This window comes from Micromonospora xinjiangensis (genome assembly GCF_056150165.1).
Genome location: NZ_JAXCFO010000005.1, coordinates 520,038 through 535,217 on the forward strand (window position 1 = coordinate 520,038; position 15,180 = coordinate 535,217).

Below are 15,180 nucleotides of genomic sequence, written 5' to 3' on the forward strand. Positions count from 1 at the left end.
CGATGCCGCTGGTCAACGTGATCCGGGGTGACCGGATCGACTCCGCGCCGATCAACGTGCGTACCCCGTTCATCCGCATCCCGATGTGGCTGGCCCTGACTTGGTGGACCCTCAAGGGCCTGGTCCGTCTGGTCGTCGTGGCAGTGCGGTTTTGGTACGTCACCACTCCGGCCGTGTTCTTCGCCTGGCTCTACCTGCGGTGGGAGTGGCTCGGCCCGGTCGGCTTCCTCGCCCTCGTCGCCGTCGTCGCCACCGGCTGGGCCTTCGGGCACCGGCCGTCGTTCCTGCGGTTCGGGTGGTGGCCCGTCCTGGCCTGCTACCGCCGCATGGTCTACCGCCGGAAGTGGATGGCGGCGATGGTCACCGCGAAACTCGCCGTCTCGTTCGACGGGCACACCGTCCTGCCCGTGCTCAAGCGCGTCCGCTGCGGCGGCGGCGTCGACGTGGTGACGGTGCGGATGGTCACCGGCCAGATTCCTGACGATTTCGCCCGCGTCGCCGAACGGTTGGCGCACACGTTCGGCGTCCGGCAGGTCAAGGCCGTGCCCGGTTCTCGGCCGGATGTGGTGCTGCTGCACCTGTTCCGCGGTGACCCCCTCGCCAAGCTCGTCCGGCCGGTGCCGGTGCCCGCCGTCCCGGAGTTCACTGCCCTCCCGGTCGGCCGACGGGAAGACGGCGACGGGTACGAGCTGCGGTTGTTCGGCACTCAGGTCCTGGTCGTTGGGGCGACTGGCGCGGGGAAGGGCTCGGTCATCTGGTCCGTGGTCCGCTCGCTCGCCGCCGGGGTCGCCTCCGGGCTGGTGCAGATCTGGGGCCTGGACCCGAAGGGCGGCATGGAACTCGGGATGGGTGCACCGATGTTCACCCGCTTTGCCTGCAAGGACTACACGGCCATGTGCGAGCTCATCGAAGAAGCCGCCGCCGTCGCCAAGGACAGGGCGAGCAAGCTCTACGGGCGGACCCGGCAGCACACGCCGACGCCGGATGAGCCGTTGATCGTCCTGGTCATCGATGAGCTGGCCAACCTCACCGCCTACCTGACCGACCGGCAGTTGAAGGACCGGATCAAGGCCGCCCTCTCGATCCTGCTCTCGCAGGGCCGCGCGGTCGGCGTACACGTCGTCGCCGCGATCCAGGACCCGCGCAAGGAGGTGCTGCCGTTCCGCGACCTGTTCCCCACCCGCATCGGCCTGCGCCTCGCCGAAGCCGCACAAGTGGATCTGGTGCTCGGGGACGGGATGCGCGACCGGGGAGCCCTGTGCGACCGGATCCCGCAGAGCCTGCCGGGTGTCGGGTTCGTGGTCATCGACGGGGACCCCACTCCGATGCGGGTGCGGTTCTCCTACCTGACTGATGACGAGATCCGCGACATGGCCCACACCTACGGCCGCCTGCGCGTCATCGACGGCGAAGTCCTGGACGGTGCCGCATGAAGCCACACCCCACCCACACCCGCGCCGAACGTGTTGAGGGCCTGGTCCTGGTGCTCATCCTCCTGGCCGTGGCCGGCTTCGCCGGGGCCGCCTCGTTCACCCACGTCAAGGACTGGACCCTCGACAACTCCCCGCCCGGCACCGGCGAATGGTTCGGCTGGGCCAACGCCGTCATCAGCGAACTCGTCCCCGTCGCCGCCCTGCTCACCATCCGCCGCCGCAAGCGCACCGGCGGACCGATCGGCTACCCCATGTTCCTGCTCGTCGCCGCCGTCACCCTCTCCCTCGCCGCGCAACTCGCCGTCGCCAAGCCCGGCCTCTCCGGATGGCTGCTCTCCGCCGTCCCAGCCCTCGCCTTCATGGGCCTGTCCAAACTCATCCTCACCACCACACCCGCCCCGGTCCCCGCCGACGAACCCGCCACCGCCCCGGCTCCGTCGGCTGTCACCCCACCGGCTCGCCCGGTCGAACCACCCGCCCGGCCCGTCCAGCCGGCTCCGGTCCTCGCGTCGACCGCGCCTGAGCCCGTCGTCCTGGTCGACGCCGAGCCGACCCGCCCGACCCCGGCTCCGGTCGCCCCGGTGCCCTCCACCGCGTTCGTCCGCCGCAACGGCACTCCGCTGACCCGCGAGGTGACCCGATGAAAGAGCACTTCTTCTCCACCCTGTTCCTGGTCGCCGGCCTCGCCGTCTTCTGCTGGGACCAGTACCGGCTCTCCGCCACCCGCTACGAACTTGCCACCCTGCAACGCGCCACCCGCCGCGACCCGCTCACCGGCCTCGCGAACCGCACCGGGCTGGCCGACGCATGGGACCAGCTCGCCCCGCTGCGCCCGTGGGTCCTGGTAGTGGACCTGGACGGCTTCAAGCCCGTCAACGACATCCACGGCCACGCCGCCGGGGACCTAGTGCTCACCGCCGTCGCGCAACGCCTGCGCACCGTTCACGGTGTCGCTGCCCGGCTCGGTGGAGACGAGTTCGCCGCCCTGCTCCTCGACCCGAACCCCGCCGCGGCTGCCCGCCAGCTGGCCGCCGCCATCGCCGCCCCGGTCCCGTTGCCCTCCGGGGTCTCGGTGTCGGTGACCGCCAGCATCGGCCTCGCCCCCGCCCACCCGGCCGGGCTCGCCGCCGCCCTAGGCGACGCCGACGCAGCCATGTACCGGGCCAAAACCACCCGCGCCGGCGTCGCCGCCTACGACCCGCTACGCGACGACCACACCACCACCAACCCCCGCCCGGCCCTGCGGGTCCGCGACCTCACCCCGACGCTGGGGGTGGGCCGATGACCATCACCCCGACGCTGCCCGGCCTCGAATCCGCCCCCGTGGTGGAGCCGAGGCCGGGCTCCCGGGCCGCCCGGATGCTCATGCCCCGCTCCGTCGACGTTGTCAAAGACCTGGCCGCCGACTACGGCGTCTGCACCCGCCCCGTGAGCCTGCGCCGCACCGACCTCGACTCCGGGCAGACCGAAGTCATTGACATGCCCTGCGGCGCGACGCAGGAAGCCAAGTGCCCCGCCTGCGCCAAGCGGGCACGGAAGCTGCGGCAGCAGCAGATCCGTGAGGGCTGGCACCGTGACGACGAACCCGACCCCGGTCCCGCCCCCGCCACCGACGCGCAACGCGGGCTGATCGTCGCCCGCGCTCACCTGGAGTTCGCCCGCGACGAAGCTGCCCGCGCGTCGCAGTGGGATCAGGTCGCGGACCTGGACGAGGCAATCGCAGAACTGGAAGGCCAGATCACCACCGAGGGCATGCGCGGCCGACCTGCACCACCGCACGCCACCGAGGACCAGGAAGACGGCGACGGCAAGCGGCGGGTCCGGTCGACCAAACGGCGGCAGGACGCCCCCGATCTGCCCCGCCTGCCCGTGGAGAACCGGACCGTGGGCCGGACCTTCGAGGGGCACGGCGGGCAGGTGTTCCGGCCCTCGATGTTCCTCACCCTCACCCTCGGCTCCTACGGGCGCGTCCACACCGACGGGACCCCCGTCGACCCGGACAGCTACGACTACCGGCGGGCCGCCTGGGACGCGGTGCACTTCCCGCGGCTGCTCGATCGGTTCTGGCAGAACCTGCGCCGCGCGGTCGGCTGGAACGTCCAATACGCCGGTGCCGTCGAGCCGCAACGCCGGCTGGCCCCGCACGCCCACTTCGCCATCCGGGGCACCATCCCCCGCGCCCTCGTCCGTCAGGTCGCCGCCGCCACCTACCACCAGGTGTGGTGGCCCTCGGTCGACGTGCGCGTCTACGAACTGGGAAGGGCGCCGCAGTGGGACGCCGACGCGGGCGGCTACACCGATCCGACCACCGGTCACCTCCTGCCGTCTTGGGATAACGCCCTGGACCTGCTCGACGCTGACCCCGACGCCGAACCCGTGCACGTCGTCCGCTTCGGGAGCCAGGTCGACGCCAAGGGCGTCCTCGCCGGAACCAAGGACGCTGACCGGTGCGTCGGGTACATCACCAAGTACCTGACCAAGCAGGCCGCCGACTGCCACGACGTCACCACCGGCCGGCAACGCGCGCACCTCGAACGGCTGTGGCACGAGTTGCGGCACACACCGTGTTCCGAGCGGTGCGCCAACTGGCTGCTCTACGGCGTCCAGCCCAAGAAGGCACGGCCCGGGTTGAAGCCGGGCAACTGTAAGAACAAGGTCCACAAGCGGGAAACCCTCGGCATCGGCGGCCGGCGGGTGCTCATCTCCCGCCAATGGTCCGGCAAGACTCTGGCCGACCACCGGGCCGACCGGCGGGAGTGGGTCAAGGCACTCCTGGGCGTCACCACCGACGCCGACACCGCCCCGGCCGGCGGCGAACAACGCCACGCCTGGGAACTCGCCAAACCCACCGACCCCGACGTTGCCCCGCTCGGGCACCGGGTCCTGCGCGCCATCTCCGAACGGATCCAATGGCGCGCCCAGCTCGACGCGGCCAGACAGGCCGCCGACCCGCCCGATGTTTCGGCAACCGCGACGGCTCAGGAGGGAGCAGCATGAAGACCCGGACCATCGAACCGCTGTGGACGGCTGAGGACGTGTCGACCTTCCTCGGCATCCCGGTGAGCACCCTCTACCAGTGGCGGTACCGCAGGATCGGGCCGAAGGCGTCTCGCGTGGGCCGGCACCTGCGGTACAACCCGGCCGACGTGCGGGCGTGGCTGGAAGAGGCGGCAGACCGATGAGTGTGGTCAAGCGCCCGAACGGCAAGTGGCGTGCCCGGTACCGGGATGCTGCCGGCAAGGAGCACGCTCGGCACTTTGACCGCAAGGTCGACGCCGACCGCTGGCACGCCTCGATGAAGACGGCACTCGCCCGCGGTGAGTGGGTCGATCCGGCTCTAGCGCGGGTCACCGTCGGCGATTGGGCTGCTCGATGGTTCGCCAATCAGGTGCAGCTCAAGCCGTCGACTCGCCAGCGGTACGGCAGTCTCCTTCGGCGGCAGGTGCTCCCGGTGTGGGAACGCGTCCCGCTTTCGGCAGTCACGCACGCGGACGTTGGCGAGTGGGTGCGCCGCATGACGCAGGCGGGTCTTGCGCCGTCCACCGTTCGGCAAGCCCATCGGGTGTTCTCGCTGCTGCTGGCTCTGGCCGTTCGGGATGGTCGGCTGACTCGCAACGTCGCGGCGGGCGTGCGGTTGCCACGGGTCGGACGGTCGGAGAAGGTGTTCCTGACGCACGGCCAGGTGGGCGAGCTGGCGGCAGCGGCGGAGCCGTACGGGCTGATCATCCGGGTGCTGGCCTACACCGGGCTGCGGTGGGGCGAGCTGGCAGCGCTTCGCGTGCGGCGGGTGGACCTGGTGAAGCGGCGGCTGCTGGTGGCGGAGTCGGTGACGGAGGTCAACGGTCGGGCGGTGTTCGGTACGCCAAAGACGCACCAACGCCGGTCGGTGCCGCTCCCCCGGTTCCTGGTCGAGCCGATCGCCGCGCAGATCGCCGGCCGTTTCGGTGACGAGCTGGTGTTCACCTCCCCGACCGGCGAGGTGTTGCGCAACAACAACTTCCGTCGCCGGGTTTTCGACAGGGCTGCGGAGTCGGTCGGGCTCGCCGGCCTGACGCCGCACGAGCTGAGGCACACGGCGGCCAGTCTCGCGGTAGCTGAGGGTGCCAACGTGAAGGCGGTGCAGCGGATGCTCGGGCACGCCTCGGCGGCCATGACGTTGGACGTGTATGCGGACCTATTCGAAGACGACCTGGACCAGGTGGCCGATCGCCTCGACCGGGCGGCAGGTCGTGCTGCTGCGGACTCAGTGCGGACTGAGGGTGTCGGTCCGGATCTTGACGCGGTTCGCCCGGGCCGTCGACAGCATGGCTGACCAGCGTGTTTACCTGGTGGGGCGGGCGGGACTCGAACCCGCGACCGAGGGATTATGAGTCCCCTGCTCTAACCGGCTGAGCTACCGCCCCGGCACCGCGCCGGATCGTATCCCGGGATGATCTGGCTGGACCAGCGCCACATCGACCGGGTTCACCCGCGCCGTCAGGACCTCCGCGGCAGAAGCGCACGAAGGGCAACGCGAGGATAACAGCGAGCGTCCGGCCGAACCCGCTCAGGACCACCGGACGCGACCAGGCGGCGTCAGGCGCGCGGTCGTCCGCGCTCACCTCAGGCGCAGCTGCGCGAGGACCGCTCCGGCGGCCCGCCATCCGCTGGCGAGGGCACCCTGGATCGACGGGCTGTCGCGGTGGTCGCCGGCCACGAACAGCCCGTCGCCGAGCGCCACCGGTCTGCGCAGGCGCCCCTGCGGCGGTGGCGCCGCGGGGAGGGCCGCCGGCACGTGCACGGTGGTCAGGTGGGTCCAGTCCGCCGTGGACCGACCGTAGAGGCGGGTCAGCTCCGTGCGTACGGTGGGCTCGGGCGGCGGCGTCGGCCCGACCACCGAGGTGGCGACCAGGTGCCGCCCGGCGGGGGCGTACGTGGGCGCGGCCCGGCTCACCACCACCGTGTTGGCGATCAGCTCGCGACGGTCCCCGTCGAGGAGCAGGATCGGCTCGTCCAGCGGGGGCTGGTCCGTGCTGTGGTAGTAGGTCGTGTAGCTGTGCATCCGTACCGCCGTCAGGGCCGGCAGCAGCCTGGTCGCCGCCGGCGGGTCGACGGCGACCACGACGGCCCGGCAGCGGATGTCACCGGCCTGGGTGCGGACCCGGCCGGGCGTGACCTCGGCGACGGGGGTGTCCAGCGTGAGCAGGTCGGCCGGGAGCGGCGCGGCGACCGCGCGCGGCAGCGCCGCCATCCCCTCGGCGGGCAGGCCGATCCGCCCGCGGGCGAACGAGCGGAGCACCATCGCGAGGACCCGGCTGGAGGTCTCCAGTTCGCGGTCGATGAAGACGCCGGAGAGGAACGGGCGGATCAGCTCCTCGATGATGGCGTGGGAGAGGCCGGCGCGGCGCAGCGCGACCTCGGCGGTGGTCTCCGGGGCGTCGAGCAGCCGCCCGGCGGGCAGGGTGGCGCAGCCGGCGGCCAGGCCGGCGAGCCGGAGCCGGTCGAGCAGGGAGCCCACGCCGGCGAACGCGGCGCCGGCGGCGCCGGTCGGCTCGCGCAGCGGGTTGACCAGCCGGACCAGCTGGTCGCCCTTGCGCACCAGCACGCCGGAGGTGAAGTGTCCGAGGCGCAGCCGGCGCAGGTCGACCAGGGCGCCGACGCGGGGATAGGCGGTGTTGAGCACCTGGAAGCCGCGGTCCAGCAGGTAGCCGTCGACGGCGTCGGTGGCGATCCGGCCGCCGAGCCGACCGCCGGCCTCCAGGAGCCGCCAGGGCACGCCGGCCCGGTGCAGCCGCCGCGCGGCGGCGAGCCCCGCCAGGCCGCCGCCGACGATGACGACGTCGGTATCAGCCAGCACGGTGCCGACCCTCCGCTCGGCTCGTCCGGGCCAGCCGGCCCGGCCACCAGATGGTGGGCCCGATGTCGTACGCGAGCGCCGGGACCAGCAGCGAGCGTACGACGATGGTGTCGATGAGGACGCCGACCGCGACGGCGGTGCCCAACTCGACCAGCACCACCAGCGGCAGCACGGTGAGCGCGGAGAACGTCGCGGCGAGCACGATGCCGGCGGAGGTGATGACACCGCCGGTGACCGCCAGGCCGGCCAGCACGCCGGCCCGGGTGCCGCGCCGCACCGACTCCTCGCGGACCCGGCTCATGAGGAAGATGTTGTAGTCGATCCCGAGGGCGACCAGGAAGACGAAGGCGAAGAGCGGGAACGCCGCGTCCACGCCCGGGAAGTCGAAGACGTGCCGGAACAGCAGGCCGCAGAGCCCGAGGGTGGCCGCGAACGAGAGCAGGACGGTCCCGATCAGCAGGAGCGGGGCGAGCAGGGAGCGCAGCAGCAGGGCCAGGATGACGGCGATGACCGCCAGCACCACGGGGATGATGACGTTCTGGTCCCGCTCGGCGGCCGTGGTGGTGTCCACGTTGATCGCCGTGAAGCCGCCGACCACGGCGTCGGCTCCCGGCACCCGGTGGACCGCGGCGCGGAGGTCACGGATGGCCCGCTCCGCGCCGTCGCTGTCCGGTGGGTCGCTCAGCGTCGCCTCGAGCTGGACGCGGCCGTCGACCACCAGCGGTGGGCCGGAGCCGGCGGTACGGTCCCGGGTGACCGGCCGGACGGCCGAGATCCCGGGCGTGCCCTGGGCCGCCTCGGTGACCTGCCGGGCGGCCTGCTGGTTCGCGATGATGGTGGCCGGGCTGCCGGTGCCCGCCGGGTAGTGCCGGGCGATCACCTCCTGACCGGCGACCGAGTCGGTGCGCTTGGTGAACAGGTCGGACTGGCTGAGCGTGGTGGTGCCGAGCTGCGTGAGACCGAGTGTGAGGAGGCCCAGCAGCACGGCGGTGACGATCCAGACCGGGCGGGCGCGGCGGGCCACGAAGCCCGCTATCCGACCCCAGAGGCCGTGCTCCACCTGCGGGTCGGCCCGGTCGTTGCGGGGCCGTCGCGGCCAGAACGCCCACCGGCCGCCGATCACCAGCAGTGCGGGCAGGAAGGTGAGCATCACGAGCAGGGTGGCGGCGATCCCGACCGCGGCGACCGGCCCGAGTGCCCGGTTGGAGTTCAGGCCGGACAGCAGCAGGCAGAGCAGGCTGAGGATGACGGTGCCGCCGGAGGCGATGATGGCCGGCGCGGCACCCCGCCACGCGGCACGCATCGCGCCCCACGGGCGCTCGTGCCGGTGCAGCTCCTCGCGGTAGCGGGCGACCAGCAGCAACGCGTAGTCGGTGCCGGCGCCGAAGACCAGCACGGTGAGGATTCCCTGCGCCTGCCCGTTGAGGGTGATGAGGTCCGCGTGGGCCAGCAGGTAGACGAAGAGCGACGCCAGGGCGTACGACATCCCGGCGGCGAGCAGGGGGAAGGCCCAGAGCACCGGGCTGCGGTAGACGACGAGCAGGATCACCAGCACCACGCCGAGGGTGACGAGCAGCAGCGTCCCGTCGATGGCGGAGAAGACCTCGATGAGGTCGGCGAGCAGGCCAGCCGGCCCGGCGACGTCGACCCTCATCCCGGCGCCGTCACCGGCGATGTCGCGCAGCTGTTCGACGATGGCGCCGATCCGCTCCCCCTCGTCGTCGTCGATCGGCACCACGACCTGTAGCGCCTGCCCGTCCCCGCTGGGCAGGGGTGGCGGCAGGGGCCCGACCACGCCGGGCACCTGCGCGAAACGGGCGGCGTCGGCGGCGACCTTCTGCCGGTCGGCCTCGGTGAGCCCCGAGGTGCGTTCGTAGACGACGAGGGCGGGCGTGGTCTCCCGTTGGACGAACCCGCGGGATAGCTCCTGCGCCCGGGTGGCCTCCGCATCGGCGGGGAGGAAGGCGGCGTTGTCGTTCGTCGCCACGTCGCCGAGCCGCCCGGAGTACGGGCCGGCGACAGCGCCCACCGCCAGCCACGCGAGTACGACCAGCGCCGCGATCAGCGTGGCCCGGCCGCGGCCCACCGCTCCGGACATCGCCCCCACCCGTCAACCGACGCGAGTGATCACCCCCGCGGTACGTCGCGGTGGGCAGACCCGATTCCGACAGGCCCATCCTGCCGGTCGATCACCCGTTTTGAGGGGAAATGACGGGAAGGGCCGGCGGGCGGGTGCCTCGCGCCGGGCGGGTCGGAGACGGCGAACGCCCGCAGGCCTCGGGCCGGCGGGCGTCGGGTGGCTCCCCCGATTGGACTCGAACCAATAACCTGCCGGTTAACAGCCGGCTGCTCTGCCAATTGAGCTACAGGGGACCGCCGTGCACGGGCGGCGGATTTCCCGACGCCGTGCGACGGGGACAAGAGTACAGGACTCACGGGGGTGTTGGTCCAGGGGGTTCCCCGAGCGGATCGAGCCCACCGCCGGCACGGCCGACCGGGCGAACATCCAGCAATTCAGACAAATCGCCATCACGGCACACGGAGGTATGAGCGCGGAGCAGGATGGGTAGTTAGCTGCGGACACAGAACGCAGGCGCGAGTTGGTCGCACCCGGCGGGAGCACCCGACGGGGCGGCGGCGCGTCAGGTACGGAAGGAGCCGCCATGCGCGGAAAGATCATGTTTCTTGGCGGGCTGGCTGCGGGATTCGTCCTGGGCGCCCGTGCCGGCCGGGAGAAGTACGAGGAGCTGATGATGCGGGGCCGCAAGGTGCTCGACCACCCCACCGTGCAGGAGGCGGCGGGGGTCGCGCAGGCCCAGGCGACCAAGCTCTACAGCGAGGGCAAGGACAAGCTCGGCCAGACCAAGCTGGGCGAGAAGCTGAGCGGCAACGGCAGCAAGCAGGGCCTGACCGCCGCCGACGACGCGTTCGCCGGGTCGCCGGCCACCGTCGGCGCGAAGTCCGGCACCAACTCGGCCAGCAGCGGCTCGGCCTCCGGGTCGACCGCGTCGACCACCACCCCGCGCTCCAAGCCGTCCGGCTCGGGCAGCAGCATGTAGTCGAAGCGCCTACGGGCCCGGCCGCCGACTCGGCGGCCGGGCCTGTTGCATTTTCGAGCGCCCCGGCGCTGTTCACACAGACGGCTCTCCCCGCACGCGAACGGGGCCGAGGAGACTTTCTCCGATTTGGAGCAAAAGTTCGGACGATCAGACAGAAACTTTTGCTCAGATGCTCTTCTCTTTAGTGTCACTCGCAAATATCGTCCTGCGTAGAACCTGGCCAGGCTCTCGGTAATCCCCCGAAACCGCCTCAGCGCCGCTGAGGCGGACACCCCCGACCAGAGCGAGGTTCGATGCGCAGACCCATCGGCCGAAGAGCGGGCGCCTGTCTCAGCCTTCTCACCCTCGTCGGCGCGACCTTCGTGGCGACCGAGTCCCGGCAACCCGCACCGGCACAGGCCGCACCGCTACAGGCCGCACCGGCGGAGCAGAGCAACGGGATCCAGTACAAGGTCCTCGTCTTCACCGGGTCGACAGGCGGCGACCGCGCCGCCACGGACGCCGGGGTGGCGGCGATCCGGCAACTCGGCGACGACCGACGGTTCACCGTCCAGGTGACCGACGACCCCCGGAAGTTCGACGAGGCCCATCTGAAGCAGTTCCGCGCCGTGGTCTTCCTGAACACCGCCGGCGACGTGCTCGACGAGGCGCAGCAGGCCGCGTTCGAGCGGTACTACCGCGACGGCGGCGGTTTCGTCGGCGTGCACTCCGCCATCGAGGCGGAGCCCGGCTGGGCCTTCCTCGACAACGTGCTCGGCACGCGCGCCGCCGGCGCCGCCACGACGGCCAGCGCCGCCCGGGTGACGGTGGCCGACCGCGTTCACCCGGCGTCCGCGCCACTGCCCGAGCGGTGGACCACCACGGACCGTTGGTACAACTTCGCGGCCAACGTCCGGGGCGTCTCCCATGTGCTGGCCACGGTGGACGAGAAGACGTACACCGGCGGCAGCATGGGCTTCGACCACCCGATCACCTGGTGCAAGGACTACCAGGGCGGCCGCTCCTTCTACACCGGCCTCGGCGCCACGGCGGAGAGCTACGCGGGGCCCGACCTGCGGGCGCACCTCGCCGGTGCGATCCAGTGGGCGGCCGGCGTGACGGACGGCGACTGCGGCGCGACCGTCCTCGCCAACTACCAGATGACGGTGATCGGCGCGCAGCCCAACGTGAACGAGCCGATCGGCTTCGACGTGCTGCCCGACGGCCGGGTGATCCAGACCGACCGCCGCGGCGGGGTACGGCTGCACGACCCGGAGACCAACGAGACGAGCGTCCTGGCGCAGATCCCGGTTTACACCCACAGCGAGGACGGGATGTACGGCCCGGCGATCGACCGGGACTTCGCCACCAACAGGTGGGTCTACCTGTACTACGCCCCGCCGCTGGACACGCCCACCGGCAGCGCGCCCACCACCAGCACCGACCCGGCGGCCTGGGACGTGTGGAAGGGCTACTTCCAGCTCTCCCGGTTCCGGTTCGTCGACGGCGAGAACCCCACCCTCGACCTCGCCTCGGAGCAGAAGATCCTCCAGGTGCCGGTGGACCGGGGCGCCTGCTGCCACGTGGCCGGGGACATCGCCTTCGACTCGCACAACAACCTCTGGCTGGTCACCGGGGACGACACCCCGGCCGGGGGTGGCGGCTCCGGGGGCTTCTCCCCGCACAACGACTCGGTGAGCGCCACCGGCGTTTACCAGGCCCCGTTCGTGGACGCCCGGCGCAGCTCGGCCAACACCAACGACCTGCGCGGCAAGGTCCTCCGCATCGCGGTGCGGCCGGACGGCAGCTACACGATCCCGGAGGGGAACCTCTTCCCGGAGGCGCAGGACCCGGGTGACCGGACGCGGCCGGAGATCTACGCGATGGGCCTGCGGAACCCGTTCCGCATCACCCTCGACAAGAACGACGTCGCCTACGTCACCGACTACTCCCCGGACTCGTCGACCGCCGCGGTCGGCCGGGGCCCGGCGGGCACCGGCCGGATGATGGTGGTCGACAGGCCGGCCAACTACGGCTGGCCGATGTGCGTGCAGCCGGATCTGCCGTACATCGAGATGAACTGGACCACCAGCCCCATCTCACCGGTCGCGCCGTTCGACTGCGCGGCGCCGAGGAACACGTCCCGGCACAACACGGGGCTGACGGAGCTGCCGGCGGTGGCCGAGTCGGAGCTCTGGTACTCGTTCCAGGCCCCCACGCCGTGCCCGGAGTCCTACCTGTCCACCCCGACGCAGACCTGCCCCGTGCTCTTCCCCGAGTTGGGCACCGGCGGCGTCGGACCGCACGGCGCGGCGCGCTACGACTACGACCCGGAGCTGAGGTCGGAGACGAAGTTCCCCGCGTACTTCGACGGTTCGATCTTCTTCGGGGAGTTCACCCGGGACACCCTCAAGGAGATCCGGCTCGACGGCCAGGGCGACATCCTGAAGATCAACAACGTGTTGAACTGCGGCCAGGCGCCCACCACTCCGTCGCGGCCGTTCCTCTGCGACAACCCGATGGACATGAAGTGGGGCCCCGACGGCAACTTCTACCTGCTGACGTACGGGGACGGCTTCTTCAACATCAACCCCGACGCGGCGATGTTGAAGTTCAGCTACGTCAAGGGACTCCGGGCGCCGATCGCCGCGCTGAAGGCCGACCGCACCAACGGCATCGCGCCGCTGACGGTCGCCTTCAGCAGCGACGGCTCCAACGACCCGGACCCGGCGGACTCCATCTCGTTCGCCTGGGACTTCGACGGCAACGGCACCACCGACTCCGTCGACCCGAACCCGACCCACACCTACACGGCCAACGGCGTCTACACCGCCCGGCTCACGGTGACCGACTCCAGCGGCAAGACCGCCTCGGCCAACACCACCATCACGGTCGGCAACACCGCACCGACGGTGACCGTCGAGACCCCGCTGGAGGGCGGCTTCTTCAGCTGGGGTGACAGCATCCCGTGGTCGGTGACGGTGACCGACCCGGAGGACGGGCCGATCGACTGCGCCCGGGTGGAGGTGACCTTCGTCCTCGGCCACGACAGCCACGGCCACGGGCAGGCGAACCAGTTCGGGTGCTCGGGCGTCCTGCCCACGGACGCGGACGACGCCTCGCACGGCGGCTACATCTACGGCGTGGTGAGCGCGTCCTACACCGACGAGGGGGCCAACGGGCAGCCCGCGCTGACCACGGTGGACCAGCAGATCGTGCAGGACAAGCTCCAGCAGGTCGAGTTCGCCGCCGACCAGTCCGGCACGACGGTCGGCACCACCGCCGACACCGGTGGCGGGCAGCAGCGCGGCAGCCTCGACCCGGGTGACTGGATCGCGGTCAACAACACCGTGAACATGCACCGGACGCAGTCGGTGACGCTGCGCACCTCCGGCGGCAACGCGGCCACCGCCGGGCAGCCCCGGTTCGGCGTCGAGCTGCGGCTCGACTCCCCCACCGGCCCGCTGCTGACCACCGCCGTGGTCAACGCGACCAGCGGCAACAACGCCTTCACCAGCACCACCGTGCCGATCACCGATCCGGGCGGCACGCACCGGCTCTACCTCGTGTTCACCACCGTCCCCGGCGGCCCGACCAGCGGTTTCGGCAACCTCAACTGGATCGAGTTCGCCGGTCAGGGCATCGGCGCCACGCCCTGACGACGCCGTGGCCGGGGGCCGCCACGGCGGCCCCCGGCTCCCGCGCCACCCGTCAGCACGACACAGAGAGGCAGCAGCAGATGAACGACAGTCAGCACGGAATGAGCCGCCGCCGCATGCTCGGTGCCCTCGCCGGCCTCGCCGGCGCGGCCGCCGTGGGCGGCGCCGGTCTGGCCTCCCCGGCCTTCGCCGGCAACGGCCTGCTCGTCCCGACCGGCAAGCGAGGCATCATCCTCTACAGCGTCCGGGACCGGATCAGCGCCGCCCCGGACGCCAGCGGAGTTCCGTACGGCTTCGAGCGGGTGCTCGCACGGCTCGCCGAGATCGGCTACAAGGAGGTCGAGTTCGCCGGGTACACCCAGCACACCTCCATCCTCGGCCGGCAGATCACACCGGCCGAGATCCGCAAGATCCTCGACGACAACGGCGTGCGCGCCAACGGCTCACACGCCTCGATCCCGAGCACGGTCACCCCGGCCACCGTCGCCCAGTTCGAGCAGACGCTCGACACCGCCGAGATCCTCGGCATGACGCACATCGGCACCGGCAGCGACCCGACGGGCAGCAACTACAAGGCCGACTGGGACGCCGCCGTCGACCGGTGGAACACGTTCGGGGAGATGGCCGCCGCCCGAGGGCTGAAGCTGTACACGCACAACCACGACGCGGCGTACAACTTCCTGCTCGACAGCGGGCCGCTGGACGCGCAGGGCCGGCCCACCCGGTCCAGCGGCGTACGCAAGCTGGAGTACTTCATCGCGCGCACCAACCCGGAGTGGGTCTGGTTCGAGATGGACATCTACTGGGCGCACGTGGCGCAGCACCGCTTCCGCACCTACACGGACCCGGACGGGGTGGCCCGGACCAGCGTCTTCGACCCGCTGGCCGTGGTCGCCGCCCAGCCGATCCGGTTCCCGCTGTTCCACGCCAAGGACGGCGCGTTCAACCCGGACAGCAGCGCCGGCTACGAGATGGTGCCGCTCGGCAAGGGCGACATCGACTACGGGCACTTCTTCGCCAACATGGGCGCGAAGGGCTACCACAACCCCATGTGGGAGCAGGACAACGCGCCGGGCGGGGCCGCGGACCCGGGCCGGTCACTGCGGTACGCCGAGATCAGCTACCAGCACATGTCGGGTCTGCGGGGCTGACCGACCCGACATCACACACCAGGGGCCGCACCCGTGCAGGGGTGCGGCCCCTGGCCGCTACCG

General features: G+C 71.6%; 11 protein-coding genes and 2 tRNA genes. 9 read left to right on the forward strand and 4 right to left on the reverse strand.

What is annotated here, in order from left to right:
* Positions 1-2 precede the first annotated feature (2 nt).
* The 6 genes from SM573_RS21265 to SM573_RS21290 are packed head-to-tail and all read left to right on the forward strand — an operon-like array spanning position 3 to position 5,745.
* Positions 3-1,433 carry a P-loop NTPase family protein gene (locus tag SM573_RS21265; protein ID WP_474616880.1) on the forward strand — a complete coding sequence of 477 codons (1,431 nt, stop codon included), beginning with the start codon at positions 3-5 and terminating at the stop codon, positions 1,431-1,433.
* Positions 1,430-2,077, forward strand: coding sequence for a DUF2637 domain-containing protein (locus SM573_RS21270; RefSeq protein WP_474616881.1), 648 nt, complete (start codon positions 1,430-1,432; stop codon positions 2,075-2,077). Before SM573_RS21265 ends, SM573_RS21270 begins: the two co-directional genes overlap by 4 nt.
* Positions 2,074-2,718 carry a GGDEF domain-containing protein gene (locus SM573_RS21275; RefSeq protein WP_474616882.1) on the forward strand — a complete coding sequence of 215 codons (645 nt, stop codon included), beginning with the start codon at positions 2,074-2,076 and terminating at the stop codon, positions 2,716-2,718. Before SM573_RS21270 ends, SM573_RS21275 begins: the two co-directional genes overlap by 4 nt.
* Positions 2,715-4,430: a replication initiator gene (locus tag SM573_RS21280; RefSeq protein ID WP_474616883.1), complete on the forward strand. Its 1,716-nt coding sequence runs from the start codon at positions 2,715-2,717 to the stop codon at positions 4,428-4,430. The genes SM573_RS21275 and SM573_RS21280 overlap by 4 nt, the downstream gene beginning before the upstream one ends.
* Complete coding sequence (locus SM573_RS21285) at positions 4,427-4,615, forward strand: helix-turn-helix domain-containing protein (RefSeq protein ID WP_436675399.1); 189 nt, start codon at positions 4,427-4,429, stop codon at positions 4,613-4,615. The genes SM573_RS21280 and SM573_RS21285 overlap by 4 nt, the downstream gene beginning before the upstream one ends.
* Positions 4,612-5,745 (forward strand): tyrosine-type recombinase/integrase, encoded by a 1,134-nt coding sequence (locus SM573_RS21290; RefSeq protein ID WP_474616884.1) that lies wholly within the window; start codon positions 4,612-4,614, stop codon positions 5,743-5,745. Before SM573_RS21285 ends, SM573_RS21290 begins: the two co-directional genes overlap by 4 nt.
* A gap of 14 nt (positions 5,746-5,759) precedes the next feature.
* Here the strand turns inward: SM573_RS21290 and SM573_RS21295 are convergent.
* The 4 genes from SM573_RS21295 to SM573_RS21310 all read right to left on the reverse strand — a co-directional run bounded on the left by SM573_RS21295 (position 5,760) and on the right by SM573_RS21310 (position 9,642).
* Positions 5,760-5,836 (reverse strand) — tRNA-Ile (locus tag SM573_RS21295).
* A gap of 194 nt (positions 5,837-6,030) precedes the next feature.
* The gene (locus SM573_RS21300) at positions 6,031-7,269 is read right to left on the reverse strand and encodes an NAD(P)/FAD-dependent oxidoreductase (RefSeq protein ID WP_474616885.1); all 1,239 of its coding nucleotides are present in this window, start codon (positions 7,267-7,269) and stop codon (positions 6,031-6,033) included.
* The gene (locus tag SM573_RS21305; RefSeq protein ID WP_474616886.1) at positions 7,259-9,367 is read right to left on the reverse strand and encodes an MMPL family transporter; all 2,109 of its coding nucleotides are present in this window, start codon (positions 9,365-9,367) and stop codon (positions 7,259-7,261) included. The genes SM573_RS21300 and SM573_RS21305 overlap by 11 nt, the downstream gene beginning before the upstream one ends.
* A 199-nt stretch (positions 9,368-9,566) precedes the next feature.
* Positions 9,567-9,642 (reverse strand) — tRNA-Asn (locus SM573_RS21310).
* Between the two features lie 290 nt (positions 9,643-9,932).
* Between SM573_RS21310 and SM573_RS21315 the strand changes: the two genes are divergently transcribed.
* The 3 genes from SM573_RS21315 to SM573_RS21325 all read left to right on the forward strand — a co-directional run bounded on the left by SM573_RS21315 (position 9,933) and on the right by SM573_RS21325 (position 15,117).
* Positions 9,933-10,328: a hypothetical protein gene (locus tag SM573_RS21315; RefSeq protein ID WP_474612947.1), complete on the forward strand. Its 396-nt coding sequence runs from the start codon at positions 9,933-9,935 to the stop codon at positions 10,326-10,328.
* A 293-nt stretch (positions 10,329-10,621) separates the two neighbouring features.
* On the forward strand, positions 10,622-13,966 hold the full coding sequence (locus SM573_RS21320) for a ThuA domain-containing protein (protein WP_474616887.1): 3,345 nt from the start codon (positions 10,622-10,624) through the stop codon (positions 13,964-13,966).
* An 80-nt stretch (positions 13,967-14,046) separates the two neighbouring features.
* Positions 14,047-15,117, forward strand: a complete 1,071-nt coding sequence (locus tag SM573_RS21325; RefSeq protein WP_474616888.1) for a sugar phosphate isomerase/epimerase family protein — start codon at positions 14,047-14,049, stop codon at positions 15,115-15,117.
* The last annotated feature ends 63 nt before the right edge of the window (positions 15,118-15,180 follow it).

Coding starts and splice junctions, on each gene's coding strand:
- SM573_RS21265 (WP_474616880.1), top strand. CDS start 3: ATGCCGCTGGTCAACGTGATCCGGGGTGACCGGATCGACTCCGCGCCG.
- SM573_RS21270 (WP_474616881.1), top strand. CDS start 1,430: ATGAAGCCACACCCCACCCACACCCGCGCCGAACGTGTTGAGGGCCTG.
- SM573_RS21275 (WP_474616882.1), top strand. CDS start 2,074: ATGAAAGAGCACTTCTTCTCCACCCTGTTCCTGGTCGCCGGCCTCGCC.
- SM573_RS21280 (WP_474616883.1), top strand. CDS start 2,715: ATGACCATCACCCCGACGCTGCCCGGCCTCGAATCCGCCCCCGTGGTG.
- SM573_RS21285 (WP_436675399.1), top strand. CDS start 4,427: ATGAAGACCCGGACCATCGAACCGCTGTGGACGGCTGAGGACGTGTCG.
- SM573_RS21290 (WP_474616884.1), top strand. CDS start 4,612: ATGAGTGTGGTCAAGCGCCCGAACGGCAAGTGGCGTGCCCGGTACCGG.
- SM573_RS21305 (WP_474616886.1), bottom strand. CDS start 9,367: ATGTCCGGAGCGGTGGGCCGCGGCCGGGCCACGCTGATCGCGGCGCTG.
- SM573_RS21315 (WP_474612947.1), top strand. CDS start 9,933: ATGCGCGGAAAGATCATGTTTCTTGGCGGGCTGGCTGCGGGATTCGTC.
- SM573_RS21320 (WP_474616887.1), top strand. CDS start 10,622: ATGCGCAGACCCATCGGCCGAAGAGCGGGCGCCTGTCTCAGCCTTCTC.
- SM573_RS21325 (WP_474616888.1), top strand. CDS start 14,047: ATGAACGACAGTCAGCACGGAATGAGCCGCCGCCGCATGCTCGGTGCC.